This window comes from Lunatibacter salilacus (assembly GCF_009797935.1).
GTDB lineage: Bacteria > Bacteroidota > Bacteroidia > Cytophagales > Cyclobacteriaceae > Lunatibacter > Lunatibacter salilacus.
On record NZ_VOLC01000001.1, the window covers coordinates 739,930 to 756,138 of the forward strand.

Sequence of the window (16,209 nt, forward strand, 5' to 3'; positions counted from 1 at the left end):
ATCTGCGAAATCTGCGGGAAACCCTTTTAATTATTGATTCAACACTTGAAAACTTATAGGTATTTGTTTCATTTACTATTTGCTTGGGGTAAAGATTATTTTACCGTTTGCTGCGCATTTATTTCCCGCAGATAGCGCGGATTTTCGCTGAAAAATTCTGCGTGTATCAGCGAAATCTGCGGGAAACCCTTATAATTATTGATTCAACACTTGAAAACTTATAGATATTTGTTTCATTTACTATTTGCCTGGGGTAAAGATTATTTTACCGTTAGCTGCGCAATTATTTCCCGCAGACTGCGCGGATTTTCGCTGAAAAATTCTGCGTATATCTGCGAAATCTGCGGGAAACCCTTTTACTTATTGATTCAACACTTGAAAACTTATAGGTATTTGTTTCATTTACTGTTTGCCTGGGGTAAAGATTTTTTTACCGTTAGCTGCGCAATTATTTCCCGCAGATAGCGCGGATTTTCGCTGAAAAATTCTGTGTAGATCTGCGAAATCTGCGGGAAACCCTTTTAATTATTGATTCAACACTTGAAAACTTATAGGTATTTGTTTCATTTACTATTTGCCTGGGGTAATTACGATTTTTCTGAATTCTATGGGGCCGTGATCTCCCTGTAGCATTAGCGGTCCGGCTTCTCCTTCTTTGCTGTCCAGTGCACCACCTGTAATACCTGGTATAATCTGGTCGCAGATAATGGTTTTGCCGTTTCCGACAATGGTCACTCTTCTGCCGATTAGGGTTACTTCATAAGTCTGCCATACACCAGGACCCTTTGCAACCATTTCGTTGGGTGTCAGGAATCCATAGATGCCCCCGTAATACACGTTGGATGGTTCGGTTCCCTTGTTGTCTTCGATTTGCAATTCATAACGGCCTCTCAAGTAAATGCCGCTGTTACTTCCTTCCGGATAGCGGAATTCGGCATAAAGCTTGAAATCATCGAATTTCTGTTCGGATATAAGGTTTGCGCCAGCTTTGTCGCTGGTGAGGATACCGTCTTTTACCACCCACTGATTTTCCGGCTTGTCAGCTTTCCAGCCGTCGAGGTTTTTACCGTTGAAAATTTCAATCTTTTCTCCCCAAGTTGGCGGTGAGGTACGAACTAAAGATGGAGCTTTTTCACCAACAAACGAGTGCTTTTTACCCGAACTGGTTGTGATTGTACCGCTTAACTTTCCGTTGCTAAGGGTAGCATCCAGTTTGGTGTCCTTTTTACCTTGATCCCACTGTGGAGGAATGCTGAAAGAAACCTTTCCCTTTTCATAGTTTACCCGGGATACAGGTCTGGCACTTCCGTGGTCTTCCACAAAATAGCCCACGAGCGTACTGTAACCCGAGAGTTTTACTTCCATCCAAGACGGAAGTTCTTTTCCGTCTATAGTAACCGTGAGGTTCCATCTGCCGATTATTTCACTGTTATCGGACTGGGCTGTCAGGTGATTTTGAACGCCAAAGGTGAAAGCTATCAGGGCAAAACTGAATAGGGATTTACCCAATGCTTGGGCTAGGCCGTTATAAAAAGATATCTTGTTCATATAGGATTATATTTTGTGCGATTAATAAAGGATAAAAGTAAGGTTATTTTATTTTTTAAGCACGGGAAAGGGTGAAATCTTTAATTTCCGTATGCGTAAAAGTAGAATTTTAGCCGTACTCTCCGCTCTTTATATGCTTGAAGTGCAGGTCAACCTTTCAGGTGCGAACTTCACTTAAACCTGTATTTACTAAACTATACTTCCATCCACTCCACATTTGGAATTATTAGATGGGTGAAAATTTTTTTTTTTGCTCTCTAAAAATAGAACATTATACGGGATGTGCTACAAAGGAATAATTTAGGCATTGTTACCAGACGCTCCCAAAAATAATTAATTTTGAGCCACTCCAACTATACATTGATGGCTGAGACACCTTTGGTAAGTATTATCATACCCTGTTACAACCAGGAAGCTCTAATTAGTGAAACAATAACCTCTATTCTTGGAAGTCACTTTACCAACATAGAAATTATCATCGTGGATGACGGGTCGACCGATTCGTCCCGCAAGGTCTTGGAAGAATGGAGAAATAAAGACAACCGTATTCAGGTTTATAGCCAACCCAATGCAGGTCCATCAGTTGCGAGAAACCATGCAATCCGGAAGTCCTCAGGAAAATACATCCTTCCTGTAGACGGTGACGACTTGATATCCGAGGATTATATATCCCGTGCAGTCGCTGTGTTGGAGGAAAAGCCTGAGGTTAAGGTCGTTTATTGTCTAGCCGAAAAATTTGGTGCGGAAAACAAGCCCTGGAAACTGAAGCCATTTAGCCGGCCGACTTTGGCCCAAGGAAATATGATTTTTGTCTCGGCAATGTTTCGAAAAACAGATTGGGAAAAAGTAGGGGGATTTTCCGAAGAAATGACCTGGGGCTTTGAGGATTGGGAATTTTGGATTTCCATGCTCAAAGAAGGTGGTGAAGTGGTACAGTTACCGATTGTAGGATTCTTTTATCGCATACAAAAGAAGTCCAGAAGAAAGTCAGTAGACCGGAAGGGACGCCAGTTAACCTATTCTTTTATCAATCATAAGCACAAGGATTTTATATACCAACACCTAAACGGCCCAATTCGGAAGAGTAAAACTTGGTCTAGACCAATTAATACCATATACCGCTTCTTGGGAATTCCGGTTTAAAGCAATTCCAGTTCCTCCATGATAAGATTGACAATTTCCTTTCTGGCAGTTAAAAACGTCCTGTTATCTTTATCCTCAGTAGAGACGCAGTTGGCAAAGAAATACACATTATCACCAGTTTCAAAGTACCCCACATACCAACCCACCTCTTTGCCATCCTGATTTCCCCAACCCGTTTTAGCGCGAAGCACATACCCAAGGGTATCTTTTTCTACCATGATATCTTTCACGATTTCACTGGATCGGTCGTGAACCGGAAGCTTGTTTGCATAGAGCCGTGTTAGAAAATCAATCTGCTGCAGTGGTGTAACTTGTAAACTTCCCGACAACCAAAATCTATCCACACCGGAAGAGATATTCCCATTTCCGTATTCGAGCTTTTCAAGCCAAGATTTAAGCCGATCTTCACCAATCCTCCTTGCCATTTCCTGATAATACCAGACGGCCGAATACTTGAAAGCAGAAGATAAAGTGTGATCCTGATTCCAGATAGGTAGATCTCTGACCACGCTGTCCCAGGCTATTATAAAGGAAGCGTCGAATATTACTCCAGTTTCTAACCCGATAAGAGAATTGACAATTTTAAAAGTTGAGGCAGGCGTAAAAGGTTTTCCTGCGTATTCAGCGTTGTGGACAATGAATGTTTCTTTTTTCAAATCATAAAGAACAAATGTACCTTCAACCTCAAACAAATCGTAATATTTGCCAAAATCCCGGTAGATGTATTTCTCCGAAGGTGGAGAACAGGAGATTAAGACCATCAGTAGCGAGGGTAGAAGAATTGAGAAGGGTTGCATAGTGGTTTTATAAATCGTTCGGTGTAAATTTAAATAATTTTTCCCACCATATCAAATCTTGTCCCGCCCCTTGAAAAACTTGTTCAGGTAATAGGTAATTGGGTTGGTATATTTTAGCATTTTCCAAGGTCGGCTTCCGTGGGGCTGATGGGTAACTTTCACATCGGTAAGGACATAATTTTCAAATCCCAGCTCAATAGCTTTTTTGGAAACATGGGTATCAAACCAGTCTTTTGATTCATCCAAGGCGGTAAAACTGTAAGCCTCTAAAAAACCTAATGTAAGCAGGGTGCAGCAAAAGCTCAAGCTTCTTTTGGTTTGGATAACTGCCCGTTTTTCATGTTTGAATTTGAGGTAGGGAAAGTTCACCCTATTTCTTTCGTCCACCGTAATTGCCCCCACCAACCCCGATTTGGGATGAGCCTGGGCAAATTCCAATAATTTACTGATCGTGTCATTTTTAACAGTTACATCTGATTCGATAATTATCAAGGGCAAACCCGCCTCCAATGAAGCTTTTTGGGCATGCTGAAGCACCGTTTTATAGTTGGGAGAAGGTGTGGAGGTAAGATTACTTAGATGAAAAAGAGTAAATCCAACTTCACCCGCTGCCTTTTCCAATGCCTGTTCTGTTTCTGTCGAACTGTAATCGTTATATACCCGATACTGTACTTTTTGATCAGAATTCACAATAGCGTTGACCGTTTGAAGGGTTGCCGCTAGAGCATCTTTGACAGGGGTAATAACGAGTGCAGACATAGGGAATACAAAAAAACCGTTTTCGGCACCACCCCCGTTAAGTAGATGAATGGCCGAAAACGGTTAAGGTATAAATTACTTTAATTTTGCAGTTGCTTCTTTTATTTTTTTCAAAGCAGATTTTAGCTCTTCATCAGAAGCGGCATAGGAAAGCCGGATACAATCTGGAGCACCAAATGCGGCTCCGGTAACCAACGATACATGAGCCTCTTTCAAAATATACAGACAAAAATCATCCGAATCTTTGATAACCATCTCACCATCTGATTTGCCAAAAAACGCGGTTACATCCGGAAAGAAATAAAATGCACCTTCAGGAACGTGTGTTTTGATCCCAGGAATATCCCGCAACAACTCCAGCACCAAGTTTCTTCTTCTGAGGTATGCGGATTCCATTTCCTTAGAAGGAGCCTGATCCCCGGTAATCCCTGCCAAAGCAGCGCGTTGAGCAATGCCTGTTCCGCCCGAAGTAAACTGTCCCTGTAGCTTCTCACAGGCTTTGGCAATTTCCAATGGAGCGCAGATATATCCTACCCTCCATCCGGTCATCGCATAACCTTTGGAGAAACCGTTAACGGTGATTGTCCGATCAAACATTCCCGGGAAAGAGGCGATGCTGGCATGTTTTCCGGTAAAATTGATCAGTTCGTAGATTTCATCGGCTATCACTACGATATCCTCTTTTTTCTTCACAACCTCTGCAATGGCTTCCAATTCCTCTTTGCTGAAGACGGAACCGGTAGGATTACACGGCGAAGAGTAGATTACAGCTTTCGTTTTGTCCGTGATTGCGGCTTCCAATTGGTCGGCAGTAGCTTTGAAATTATTTTCAAGTGTACCTTCAATCAATACGGGTATACCTCCCGCCAGCTTTATAATCTCGGAATAAGAAACCCAATATGGTGAAAAGATGACAACTTCATCTCCCTCGTTAACTAGGCACATAAAGACATTCGCAATGGAATGTTTGGCACCGGTAGACACAACGATATTTTCCGCTTTGGCTTCAGCGATTCCGTTTTCATCCCTCAGTTTTTTTGCGATAGCTTCTCTCAGGTCCTGATAGCCTGCCACAGGGGGATAAGAAAAATATTTCCCTTCATCTATGGCATCCTTAGCGGCCTGTTGAATGTGAAGCGGGGTTTTGAAATCCGGCTCTCCCAAGCTTAGACTAATGATGTCAATACCCTGACCTTTCAGTTCACGGGCTTTTTTTGCCATGGCCAGTGTTGCTGACTCTTCCATGGCAATGATACGATCGGATAAAATAGAATTCATGGATAATTTTGATTATGTTCGTTTTTGGGCTATTTTAGACCCTTACTAGGTGTAATTGCAAGAAAAAGAATTTTTTTACCTTAATTGCTGCTTTAATTTCGGCCAAAATTAAGGATAATGCCTATGAATTCTAAACCTTTGCAAAAAATAGATGCGATATATTTAGCCGACAAAATAACTTGCTGGTTCTAGCGTTTTTGAGATGATGAATTTTCGGTTACCTATTCTTTTTATAAGTCTCTCTTTACTAGGAGGCAATTTACTCGCACAGGAGTCTGCTGAAAAAGACCCTGACTCAACAGGCGTGGTTAAAAACCGCCTTTTACCGACCACCACACCTATATTATTGTTTACGGATGCCACAGAAGAGGTAAAGGACAAAAAGAAAAAGAAAAAAAAGAAGGTCAAAAAGAATATTTATTTTGGAGAAAGAACCAAAAGGAATATAATCCGAACGAGTTTTCGGGATCAAGTGACCATTCAAGCCTTCAATACAACCATTAAGAACAGACAGGTAAATGGCTATATCCGGGACATATACTGGTACGACTCAAGTACAAAATCAATAAAAAAAGGTGATTTTAATCCTTCCAAGGGCGTTTTATTACACGGTCCTTATGAAAAGCGAATCGGCGAAAGTGTTATTGAGACAGGGATGTATTTTTTTGGCACAAAGCACGGCAGATGGATGACGTATGACGGCAAGAATATTCTGGTAAATAAATCCCACTTTTCAGAAGGCTGGCCAAAAGAATCCCGCGTCACTTATTACAACAGGGAACAAAGGGAAATTGAAAAGCTCACTCCCATAGAATATGATTTGGAAGAAGGGAATTTCTATCATTTCTATCCAGATGGTCAGGTGGCGGTAATTGGAGAATACCGATTCGGTGAACGGGTAGGTTTGTGGACTGAATTTTGGAACACAAAAGGCGACAAAGTCATCCGCCGACGGGAAATACAATACCAGCCACAGCCCTTTTCGAAAAATTTCAGACCATTTATTCGGGCGGAGTGGGATAAAGAAGGAAACCTTGTGTACAGGAACGACGGTTAATAAAAGGCATCTTCAAAATGTTTGAAACGCACATTTCCAAATTTGTCTTTGTAAACACCCACTATATCAAACCGAATATCCCGAAGCCAGTCCTTTTCATGGATGTAGTTGTCCGCAGCCCGGATGATAAGCTGCCGTTTTTTATAGTCAACAAATTCCTCCGCATAACCATATCCCGTACCACTTCGAAATTTGACTTCCACAAAAATCAAAATGCCCCGGTATATCATGATCAGGTCAATTTCCGCATGTTTGTAACGGTAATTTGCTTCTTGAAAGATATAGCCCTTGGATTCCAGCCACTCCATAGCCAACCTTTCTGATTCCTGTCCAATGTCGTTATGAGCCGCCATAGATCAAAAATTTGAGGTTTGGGAAAAAGTTTCTTCTTACTAATTTTTCATCAAGCAATCTTTGTAAGAACTTCGCCCTAGAGAAAGATGTTCTAACCGGGATGCAAACCAAGATTACGTGAGTCAATTTAAAAATAAAAAGGTTAAATTCATCGATTTAGGCCAAAAAGATTACCAAGAAACTTGGGATTTTCAAGAGAGGTTATTTGGTGAAATCGTCGCGAAGAAAATCAGTAACAGGTCGCTACTTGCTTCCGAACAAGTTCCTACCGACAACTACCTGCTTTTTGTTGAACACCCCCATGTCTATACTTTGGGAAAAAGCGGGGATTCCTCTCACCTCCTGCTGGACGATGCCCAATTGGAACAAAAAGGGGCAAGATTTTATAAAATTAACCGTGGAGGAGACATTACCTATCACGGTCCGGGACAGTTGGTGGGTTACCCTATATTGGACTTGGACAACTTTTTTACGGATATCCACAAGTACCTGAGATTGCTGGAGGAAGCGGTAATTCTAACTTTGGCTGAGTACGGGGTTTCAGCCGGAAGGATAGCAGGACTTACGGGAGTGTGGCTGGACCACGAGCTGCAAGTAAACCCCAGAAAGATCTGCGCCTTGGGTGTAAAATCCAGCCGTTGGGTTACCATGCACGGATTTGCCTTTAACGTGAATGTGGAGGTGGATTATTTTGCCAACATTGTGCCCTGTGGTATTCCTGATAAAGCCGTTACGTCGCTGCATTTGGAATTAGGCAAAAAGGTAGATGAGCGGGAAGTCAAAGAGAATTTGAAAAAGCACTTAGCCCAACAGTTTGAGATGGAGTTGGAAACAGAAACCGAGAGCATATGAAAAAAGATATCCCCTTTCATCCTGCAACGGGAGTAGATCTGGCCATTGTCAGGGAAAGCCGTGCAGGTGAAACTGAGTGGTCCGTGTACCTTATCAATAAAAACCTCATTTCCCTAACTACGGTGATGATTAATTCGAAGGGCTATGGACAGATAAATGGAGAGATGCGTAAGACTTCGGTACTGAGGCATGTGATCGAAAAACTGGAAGCTCAGGCTGTCGCCAAGGTGGAGCCTATATTGCCGGACTTGTTTCAGCTTACCAATGAATTTTGGGTAAGCTATTATATATTGGATCAAATTTTCGACAAAAAATTCATATTTTTACCTGGTAGTATTTCCGATGAAAAGGTTACCTATATCCCTGAGTTGGATTTACATGGAATCCTTCATACCAAGTAACTTATGGCAGATTTTTTACAAGAATTAAACGATGTATTGTTTTTGGACATTGAGACGGCGTCGGCTTTCCCGACCTTTGAAGATATTCCACCCCGCCTCCAGGAAGAATGGCAACGAAAAGCAAAGCAAATTCAATCAGCAGAACCAATAGATCCTGCTGAACTTTATTTTGAAAAGGCGGGCATATATGCGGAATTTGGTAAGATAATCTGTATCGGTGTAGGGTTTTTCATGTATTCGAAGACAGACGATGAATTGGTTTATCGCACCAAGTCCTTCGCGGAAACAGAAGAACATGACACCTTGATGCACTTTCGGGAACTCTTGGAAAAGAAGAACTGGATCCTGTGCGGGCACAATGGCAAGGAGTTTGATTTTCCCTATCTGTGCCGCAGGATGTTGATCAATAGAATCCCTTTGCCGGATGTCTTGCAGTTGGCTGGAAAAAAGCCATGGGAGATTAGGCATTTGGATACCATGGAAATGTGGAAATTTGGTGATTACAAGCACTATACGCGATTGGAACTTCTGGCGGCTGCTTTCGATATTCCCAGTTCCAAAGAAGGAATAGACGGCAGCATGGTGAACAAGGTCTATTATCAGGATGGGGATCTGGAAAATATCCGTAAATACTGTTTAAGGGATGTAGAAGTGACAGCCCGCGTGTATTTGGCATATCAAGGCTTGCCGGGAGATATGGCAATGACGATCATCAATCTCGATGAGGAAACCAAAGATAATCTGCAATAACTCCCAAATACAGGGAGATAATCTTTAACTTTATAACTTGAAATTATTTTTATGGGAAGAAAATCAGGAAAAAACCGGGACTATCGGGGCAAAAAAAAAGAAGACAAAGGAACGAATGCTTCCCAAGTAAAAAGAACGCTCCTTAATTTTTTAGAAAATCACTTTGGCGAGGAGTTTTCAGAGAAAAATTTAATCAACCAGCTGCAAATTAAAGAGACCTCCGCTAAAAGTAACATTACTGACCTGTTGACCGAACTTGTTCAGGAGGGAAAAGTCACCAAAAATTCCCGTAATGAATTTAGTTCTGCAAGTGATCCCGAATTTATCGAAGGGGAAGTAGACTATGTCAATGCCCGTTTTGCGTTTGTAATTCCTTCGAATCAAGTCAAATCAGACGATGACATTCTTGTCAAGGAGTCCGATATGAAAAATGCCCTGGACGGCGATAAGGTTCGGGTCATGGTATTCCCAAACAGGGGTAAAAATGGACGTAGGGAAGGAAAAGTTCTGGAAATAACAGAGAGGTCTAGGGACGAATTTGTCGGTCGTGTGGAAATATCTCCCCGCTTTGCGTTTGTGGTGCCTGATTTTAAGAAAATGCATCATGATATTTTTATTAAAAAAACTGATCTTCTGGAGGCCCAACACAATCAGAAGGTGGTCGTGCAAATGACTGAATGGAAAGAAGGAGACAAGAACCCTATTGGAAGGATTGTACGAATTCTGGGTACGGCCGGAGATCATGAGGTAGAAATCCACTCCATCATGGCGGAATTCGGATTGCCTTTTGACTATCCCGAAGAGGTGTTGCATGAAGCGGAAAAGATTTCTGATACCATCCGAAAGGAGGATTTGGAAGACAGACGAGATTTTAGGGGGGTTCCTACCTTTACCATTGATCCCGCTGACGCAAAAGATTTTGACGATGCCATATCCTATCAAAAGCTGGAAAACGGAAATTATGAAATAGGTGTGCATATAGCCGATGTGACACATTATGTCAAGCCGGGCTCCCTAATGGAAAAAGAAGCCTATCACCGTGCTACGTCTGTCTACCTTGTGGACAGGACGATCCCCATGCTACCTGAGCGACTCAGCAACGGTCTGTGCTCCCTTCGGCCAAACGAAGACAAACTAACATTTTCCTGCGTCTTTGAAATGAACGATGACGGGGCGGTTTTGAACCATTGGATAGGAAGAACAGCGATTCATTCAGACCGTAGGTTTGCCTACGAGGAAGCCCAAGAAAACATCGATAATCAAGAAGGGGATTTTTATGAGGAGTTAACGCATCTAAACGGCCTGGCCAAACGACTTCGGGAGGCTCGATTTAAGAAAGGTGCCATTAATTTCGAAACCGTTGAAGTAAAGTTCAAATTGGATGAGAAAGGGACTCCGTTGGGGCTGATAATTAAAGAGCGTAAAGATATTCACAAATTGATAGAGGAATTTATGCTGCTTGCCAATAGGACCGTGGCGGAATTTGTCTTCAATAAAAATAAAGGTAAAAGCACCTTTGTGTACCGAACCCACGATTATCCGGATTTGGAGCGTTTGACCACCTTTGCAGGTTTTGCAAGGAAGTTCGGTCATGAGATCGTCGTATCGGATGAGAAAAAGGTGTCCAACACTCTTAACAAGTTGATGGAGGATATCCAAGGCAAGCCAGAACAAAATGTTTTGGAGCAGCTAGCCATCCGCAGTATGGCAAAAGCCATTTATACCACAGAGCCAAAAATCCACTTTGGATTGGCTTTCAAACATTATACCCACTTTACCTCGCCAATCCGTAGGTATCCGGATATGATGGTTCATCGGTTACTTCAGCTCTATTTGGATGGTGGCAAATCTCCGGAGACACTTGCGTGGGATGAGAAGTGTACTCATTCTTCCGAAAGGGAAAAGCGAGCGGCAGATGCAGAAAGAGCCTCCATTAAATACAAGCAGGTGGAATATATGAAACTTGCTGAGCAAAAGGATTACGACGGCATCATCACCGGGGTTACTGAATGGGGCGTATATGTAGAAATCACCGAAACCAAATGTGAGGGGATGGTCCGCGTGCAGGACATCAAAGACGACTACTATGATTTTGATGAGCGAAACCTTCGCCTGGTAGGATCTAAAAACAAACGCATCATTACATTGGGAGACAAAGTAAGTGTACGGGTCACCCGAACCGATATAGACAGACGAACGATAGATTTGGAATTTGCGACGAATGAATGAACCAACTGACCTGAAGGCTATACAGCAGAACCTTGAAGCCCATATACAGCAGCTAACATACGGGCAACACCCCCAAGAATTGTACGAGCCAATATCCTACCTGATGGGTTTAGGCGGCAAAAGAATTCGGCCTCTATTGACTCTTTTGGCCTATAATCTTTATCGCTCAGACTACCAGCATATTCTCACGCCAGCCTGTGCCGTGGAGGTTTTTCATAATTTCACGCTGATGCATGATGATATTATGGATCAGGCACCGTTGCGCAGAGGAAAACCAACGGTACATAAAAAGTGGAATGCGAATACCGCCATTTTATCCGGTGATGTGATGCTCGTAAGAGCCTATGATATGCTGCTGCATATTGGTCCGGACAAGTTGGGGCATTGTATCAAATATTTTAATAAAACAGCTGGGGAGGTTTGTGAAGGGCAGCAGTTGGATATGAATTTTGAGGTGCGTGAGTCGGTATCAGAATTGGAATATCTCGAAATGATCCGGCTTAAAACAGCCGTTTTGTTAGGATACGCCCTGCAACTTGGTGCCATTTTAGCTGGAGCTTCAGAAGCTGACTGCCAAAAATTATATGATTTTGGAGTAAATATTGGTATTGGCTTCCAACTCAAAGACGACCTCCTTGACGTATATGCAGATAAGGATCTTTTCGGTAAACAGGTAGGTGGTGATATTATCTCCAACAAGAAAACCTATTTGCTTATCAAAGCCAAGGAACTGGCAACCGGTGAGACAGCCGGAGAATTGGCATCTTGGATAGGAAATATGGATTTCGATAAAGAGGAAAAAGTTAGCGAAGTTACCCGTATCTACGACTCCTTGGGAATTCAGGACCTTACCGAGCGTAAAATGCAAGCCTATTTTGAAAAAGGTTTTGCCCAGCTTAACGAGATCCACCCGCTGCGGAAAGAAGGCATGGATATGCTTCATAACCTTACAAAAAATTTAGTAAACCGGGAAAAATAAATCTCCCTTTTCACCTTACCATCATGGAATTATCCTTAACGGTTATTTTGATCGCCGTCACCTGTTTGTCCTCCTACTATGCTTGGAAAAATCCGGAATTTATGGAGAAAAGCATGTTTACACCCTATCGGGTAAAGCACCGAAATGAATACTTGCGGTTTATCCTTTCCGGATTTATCCACAAGGACGGCACGCACCTGCTTTTCAATATGTTTACTTTCTATTTCTTTGGGCAGGTTGTTGAGCAGTTTCTGGGATATATGTTTGGACCTACCTTTGGGGTGGTTGTTTTCATTGCCTTCTATATTGTGGCCATCGTCATATCCGATATTCCAACTTATTTGAAAGAGCAGGACAACCCTCATTACCATGCCTTGGGTGCCTCCGGGGGTACGGCGGCCATGGTTTTTGCCAGCATCATTTTGATGCCCTTGGCGGATATCTGTATTTTCGGTATTTTCTGCCTTCCAGGATTTATCTTGGGGATATTGTTTCTTATCTACGCGGTCTATAAGGGAAGGCTTGCCGATGACCATATCAACCATGATGCCCACCTGTATGGGGCGTTGACGGGTATTTTGTTTGTCCTTATCCTATCACCCGCAAGTGGGATTTATTTTTTGGAGGAGATTAGGGGGTACATGCCGTTTTGAAGGGTGTGTGTGTGGAAAAAGTTGTCAATTTTTATAAAGATTGAATTTTGTAGCTTGGTAAGTTCACGATTTAATCGGACTAAATTCTTTCAGAAAAGTATATCTTTTTCGTGGAGGAGAAACTTCCTGCTGCCGAATATTTGGCAATCCGATACAGTTACAATAATCAACTAGCCTGGATGCTTGCGTCCAAAAATTAGTATAATGGGCTTATTTGTCATTCCGATTTGTTGTTAGGTCGTAAACTAGATATTTTCTAAGATCAACAAGTTCTTCATCGTGCGGATTTTGTACGAGTCCATGGTTAACTGTTTCTAATGCATTTTTGAGCTCGTCTATGTCAATTTGTATTCCAGCTTTTGACTTGTAAGCAAATGCATATTTTGGGGTATTGGTTTATTAATTTGTCAAGTCTTTCCAGCGCGATTGGGTACTTTCGCTGCAATCGAAAAATATAGGCAATCCGTAATTCAGTTTCCTGTTCATAATCCTCCATAAGCTTGGGGAACTTATTTTTCTTGAGGTTCATTAAAGCAAATTGAAAATCCTCAAGTGCTTCCTCAAAAAGCTTAAATTCGGTGTTGCATTTGGATTCCAAGGGTCTCCTTCACTCTGTCTTTACCGATTACGTGTCCTCAATAATATATAAGTCAACACCCATTGGATCGATATTAGTTGATGGTCGTTTTGTAACATAAATTTCAGAATAGTCTAAGTCGTACTGTTTGAGACTGTCGGGCGTTATGCTTCTCAAATATAGCCGTCCGCTCACTACTGTTTCGTCTGGGCAGGTGCAAGTAAGACCACTTACTTTTAAATGTCCCCAATGAATGGGCGAGATATAGTCACGGAAATAGATTAATTGTCCAAAAAGTATTAGTCCGCCAATGATTAATGTTTTCTTTTGTCACTTTCCTGTCGTCCAAAAACTGTGCTTAACAAAATTCTTTCCCTCTAGCCTTAATTCTCCTACTTTACCACTTCGCCTCTTCTGTCTAAAACCAAAACTTGATCAGCAACATCAAAAACTTACTGATGAGTTATTTTTTCATATGGCTTCGCAATACCCAGTCGCTAACTTAAATATGAAGCAATCAAGAAAACACAATGAAGATTAATAAATGGTTAATTAATTTTTAAAGTTCTGCGTCTAAAATGTTAATAATTAGAACATTTGGAATTTGAATATACCGATATTTGCATAATAGATTTAAAATCTATTATTTCAGCATTCCTAAGGAAGAGAGTTGCTTAACCAAAGCTTGGAACAGTGCTAGAAAGACATACAGATACAGTAGATCAGCGGCAGGATGTGGTCCGTTTGCCAGCGGACGATGGCGACTCGAAATTGTGGGAGGCATTTTGTGATGGCAAGGAATCAGCATTCATACAGATATATGAACGCTATTTTGAGACACTTTATCGTTATGGCCTCAGAATGGTTGCAGATCAGGCATTGGTGGAGGACACGATACAAGATATGTTTATTTATCTTCGGGCTTCAAGATCCCGTCTTGGAAAAACTACCTCGATCAAATTTTACTTATTCAAATGCTTAAAAAGGAGATTATTGAGTGAGGTGGACAAGTGGGCGGGAAAAAGGGATGATTTTCCTCCTCCCTCCTATTTTGCATTTAGCCTATCTCACGAGCAGCATTTGATACAGAAGCAGTTGGATGCGGAAAAACTCCAAAAACTCAATGAAGCCATTGCACAAATGAGTTCAAGGAAAAAAGAAATCATCTACTACAGTTTTTATGAGGGGTTGGACTACAGACAAATTCAGGAGCTAATGGGATTGGATAGTCTGAAGACTACCCGAAATCTGATGTACAAGGCATTGGGATTTTTAAGGGAAGCGTTAAGCCCCTGATCTTTTTTGATAAGTGCGGCGTTTATTAAGTTGATTTTTAGATATTTTTTTTCACCCAAGATTCAATGTTAACGTGATGATATCTAACAGTATAATTCCCGGATCAAACATATCCTGTTTAATATTTAAACATATTTTTTTAAAAAAAAGGGTGTGATTTCTTACTACTCCCCCTTTTCAAAGTAAAAGGACGTTTAGATACATGAAATCGAGCATGGCAAGATCGTCACACACTGTGATGATTATCGTAGCGAGATTCCGTCTGGCACTTTAAAAACAATTATAAACAGATGAAATCGAGCATGACGCAGGCGACGCACGGAGGGATGATTATAATTGCGAGATTCCATGTGGCAACTGAAAAACAATTATAAACACATGAAATCAAAGGAAGATTTTTTAACCAACCCCGAATTTGTAAGATGGGTGAGACATCCGAGCCCGGAGCTGGAATTGTATTGGTCCAACTGGATCGCTGCCAATCCGGACTCCTTGTCGGAATTTTTACTGGCAAAGGAGATTATGATGGCCGTAATTTACGACGAGCCTGGCGTTCCCGAGGGCAAGAAGCAGGAATTGCTTTCGAGAATTTTGAAAGAGTCTCCAAAAATTGAGAAAAACACTAATTCATCGGAATCCCACTCCGAGAGTGGAAACCTATTACGCTGGGTGTATCGTGCTGCCGCTGTAGTACTTTTTTCGATCGGTCTTGTCTGGCTGATGTCGGAAAATAAGATCTCTGAATCGTCGGAAAGTGAGGTCACACCTGAAGAGATGATAAGCAGGGCGACAAAACCAGGAGAAAAACTTCAGTTTTCGCTGGAAGACGGTACTCGGGTGTGGATTAACTCATCTACCGTAATTCGTTTTCCAAAGGAAATGAAATCCGGCGGCAGAAAATTCTATTTGGAGGGAGAGGCATATTTTGAAGTATCACATGACTCTTTGCGGCCATTCCAGGTGTTTGCCGGGGATTTGGTGACTACCGTTTTGGGAACCTCTTTTAACGTCACTACAAAAGAATCGGACCGAATCAAAGTTGCTTTATTGGAAGGTAAGGTAAGCATCAGCCATTCAAATTTTGAGGGGGAAAGCTTTCTAGAGCCAGGAGAGATGCTTCAATACAAGGAAGACGGGCAGGTTACAACGACCCATTTTTTTGATATCAAAGAAATTACCGCATGGCGAAATGGATTGATCCAGTTCAAGAATGCATCAATCGATGAGGTTTTGAAAAAGTTGGAAGACTGGTATGGTGTGCATATAGCTGTAGAAAACCCACAAGGCAAAAAGTGGAAGGTCAATGCAGAGTACCAAAATGAAACATTGGAGAACATACTCAGCAGCTTATCCTACGTGCATAAATTCAAATTCGAACTAGAAGGCAAAAATGTTAAACTAATTCTCTGAACAATGACCCGAAGAACGAACACATCTTAAATACTACCGGCAGGATGATAGCCTGCCGGTAGCTTCTCCGCCCACCGGAAGTCACATTGGGGAATGTCTAACGCCGGTTGGCTGGGTTAAACGAAA

At 41.8% G+C, this 16,209-nt stretch carries 15 protein-coding genes; 10 read left to right on the forward strand and 5 right to left on the reverse strand.

What is annotated here, in order from left to right; genetic code table 11:
* Window positions 1–570: 570 nt before the first annotated feature.
* Window positions 571–1,548, reverse strand: coding sequence for a 3-keto-disaccharide hydrolase (locus tag FQ608_RS02910; RefSeq protein WP_158856283.1), 978 nt, complete (start codon window positions 1,546–1,548; stop codon window positions 571–573).
* A gap of 363 nt (window positions 1,549–1,911) precedes the next feature.
* Here FQ608_RS02910 and FQ608_RS02915 point away from each other — a divergent pair, with 363 nt between their 5' ends.
* On the forward strand, window positions 1,912–2,691 hold the full coding sequence (locus FQ608_RS02915) for a glycosyltransferase family 2 protein (protein WP_158856284.1): 780 nt from the start codon (window positions 1,912–1,914) through the stop codon (window positions 2,689–2,691).
* Here the strand turns inward: FQ608_RS02915 and blaOXA are convergent.
* The 3 genes from blaOXA to FQ608_RS02930 all read right to left on the reverse strand — a co-directional run bounded on the left by blaOXA (window position 2,688) and on the right by FQ608_RS02930 (window position 5,525).
* Window positions 2,688–3,488 (reverse strand): class D beta-lactamase, encoded by an 801-nt coding sequence (gene blaOXA, locus FQ608_RS02920; protein ID WP_158856285.1) that lies wholly within the window; start codon window positions 3,486–3,488, stop codon window positions 2,688–2,690. The genes FQ608_RS02915 and blaOXA overlap by 4 nt on opposite strands.
* A gap of 51 nt (window positions 3,489–3,539) precedes the next feature.
* Window positions 3,540–4,247, reverse strand: a complete 708-nt coding sequence (locus FQ608_RS02925; RefSeq protein WP_158856286.1) for a glycosyltransferase — start codon at window positions 4,245–4,247, stop codon at window positions 3,540–3,542.
* A 75-nt stretch (window positions 4,248–4,322) separates the two neighbouring features.
* Complete coding sequence (locus FQ608_RS02930; protein WP_158856287.1) at window positions 4,323–5,525, reverse strand: pyridoxal phosphate-dependent aminotransferase; 1,203 nt, start codon at window positions 5,523–5,525, stop codon at window positions 4,323–4,325.
* A gap of 202 nt (window positions 5,526–5,727) precedes the next feature.
* On the opposite strand from FQ608_RS02930, the gene FQ608_RS02935 reads away from it, so the two are divergent.
* Window positions 5,728–6,582 (forward strand): toxin-antitoxin system YwqK family antitoxin, encoded by an 855-nt coding sequence (locus tag FQ608_RS02935; protein WP_317168882.1) that lies wholly within the window; start codon window positions 5,728–5,730, stop codon window positions 6,580–6,582.
* Here FQ608_RS02935 and FQ608_RS02940 read toward each other — a convergent pair.
* Window positions 6,579–6,935 (reverse strand): YraN family protein, encoded by a 357-nt coding sequence (locus FQ608_RS02940; protein ID WP_158856288.1) that lies wholly within the window; start codon window positions 6,933–6,935, stop codon window positions 6,579–6,581. The two genes, FQ608_RS02935 and FQ608_RS02940, sit on opposite strands and share 4 nt — an antisense overlap.
* A gap of 118 nt (window positions 6,936–7,053) precedes the next feature.
* Here FQ608_RS02940 and lipB point away from each other — a divergent pair, with 118 nt between their 5' ends.
* From lipB to FQ608_RS02980, 8 genes are all read left to right on the forward strand, one after another.
* Window positions 7,054–7,788, forward strand: a complete 735-nt coding sequence (gene lipB, locus FQ608_RS02945; RefSeq protein WP_158856289.1) for a lipoyl(octanoyl) transferase LipB — start codon at window positions 7,054–7,056, stop codon at window positions 7,786–7,788.
* A complete protein-coding gene (locus FQ608_RS02950) occupies window positions 7,785–8,189 on the forward strand; it encodes a hypothetical protein (RefSeq protein ID WP_158856290.1) in 405 nt (134 codons plus the stop codon). Before lipB ends, FQ608_RS02950 begins: the two co-directional genes overlap by 4 nt.
* 3 nt (window positions 8,190–8,192) lie before the next feature.
* Window positions 8,193–8,939, forward strand: a complete 747-nt coding sequence (locus tag FQ608_RS02955) for a 3'-5' exonuclease (RefSeq protein WP_158856291.1) — start codon at window positions 8,193–8,195, stop codon at window positions 8,937–8,939.
* A 51-nt stretch (window positions 8,940–8,990) separates the two neighbouring features.
* Window positions 8,991–11,168: a ribonuclease R gene (rnr, locus tag FQ608_RS02960; protein WP_158856292.1), complete on the forward strand. Its 2,178-nt coding sequence runs from the start codon at window positions 8,991–8,993 to the stop codon at window positions 11,166–11,168.
* Entirely contained in the window at window positions 11,161–12,147 is a 987-nt protein-coding gene (locus tag FQ608_RS02965) for a polyprenyl synthetase family protein (protein WP_158856293.1), read from the forward strand. The genes rnr and FQ608_RS02965 overlap by 8 nt, the downstream gene beginning before the upstream one ends.
* A 23-nt stretch (window positions 12,148–12,170) precedes the next feature.
* A complete protein-coding gene (locus FQ608_RS02970; RefSeq protein WP_158856294.1) occupies window positions 12,171–12,800 on the forward strand; it encodes a rhomboid family intramembrane serine protease in 630 nt (209 codons plus the stop codon).
* A gap of 1,270 nt (window positions 12,801–14,070) precedes the next feature.
* Window positions 14,071–14,673, forward strand: a complete 603-nt coding sequence (locus FQ608_RS02975) for an RNA polymerase sigma factor (RefSeq protein ID WP_158856295.1) — start codon at window positions 14,071–14,073, stop codon at window positions 14,671–14,673.
* A 378-nt stretch (window positions 14,674–15,051) separates the two neighbouring features.
* Window positions 15,052–16,083 carry a FecR family protein gene (locus tag FQ608_RS02980; RefSeq protein ID WP_158856296.1) on the forward strand — a complete coding sequence of 344 codons (1,032 nt, stop codon included), beginning with the start codon at window positions 15,052–15,054 and terminating at the stop codon, window positions 16,081–16,083.
* Window positions 16,084–16,209 lie beyond the last annotated feature (126 nt).

Coding starts and splice junctions, on each gene's coding strand:
- FQ608_RS02970 (WP_158856294.1), top strand. CDS start 12,171: ATGGAATTATCCTTAACGGTTATTTTGATCGCCGTCACCTGTTTGTCC.
- rnr (WP_158856292.1), top strand. CDS start 8,991: ATGGGAAGAAAATCAGGAAAAAACCGGGACTATCGGGGCAAAAAAAAA.
- FQ608_RS02910 (WP_158856283.1), bottom strand. CDS start 1,548: ATGAACAAGATATCTTTTTATAACGGCCTAGCCCAAGCATTGGGTAAA.
- FQ608_RS02925 (WP_158856286.1), bottom strand. CDS start 4,247: ATGTCTGCACTCGTTATTACCCCTGTCAAAGATGCTCTAGCGGCAACC.
- FQ608_RS02980 (WP_158856296.1), top strand. CDS start 15,052: ATGAAATCAAAGGAAGATTTTTTAACCAACCCCGAATTTGTAAGATGG.
- FQ608_RS02955 (WP_158856291.1), top strand. CDS start 8,193: ATGGCAGATTTTTTACAAGAATTAAACGATGTATTGTTTTTGGACATT.
- FQ608_RS02965 (WP_158856293.1), top strand. CDS start 11,161: ATGAATGAACCAACTGACCTGAAGGCTATACAGCAGAACCTTGAAGCC.
- FQ608_RS02935 (WP_317168882.1), top strand. CDS start 5,728: ATGATGAATTTTCGGTTACCTATTCTTTTTATAAGTCTCTCTTTACTA.
- FQ608_RS02950 (WP_158856290.1), top strand. CDS start 7,785: ATGAAAAAAGATATCCCCTTTCATCCTGCAACGGGAGTAGATCTGGCC.
- FQ608_RS02915 (WP_158856284.1), top strand. CDS start 1,912: ATGGCTGAGACACCTTTGGTAAGTATTATCATACCCTGTTACAACCAG.
- FQ608_RS02930 (WP_158856287.1), bottom strand. CDS start 5,525: ATGAATTCTATTTTATCCGATCGTATCATTGCCATGGAAGAGTCAGCA.
- blaOXA (WP_158856285.1), bottom strand. CDS start 3,488: ATGCAACCCTTCTCAATTCTTCTACCCTCGCTACTGATGGTCTTAATC.
- FQ608_RS02940 (WP_158856288.1), bottom strand. CDS start 6,935: ATGGCGGCTCATAACGACATTGGACAGGAATCAGAAAGGTTGGCTATG.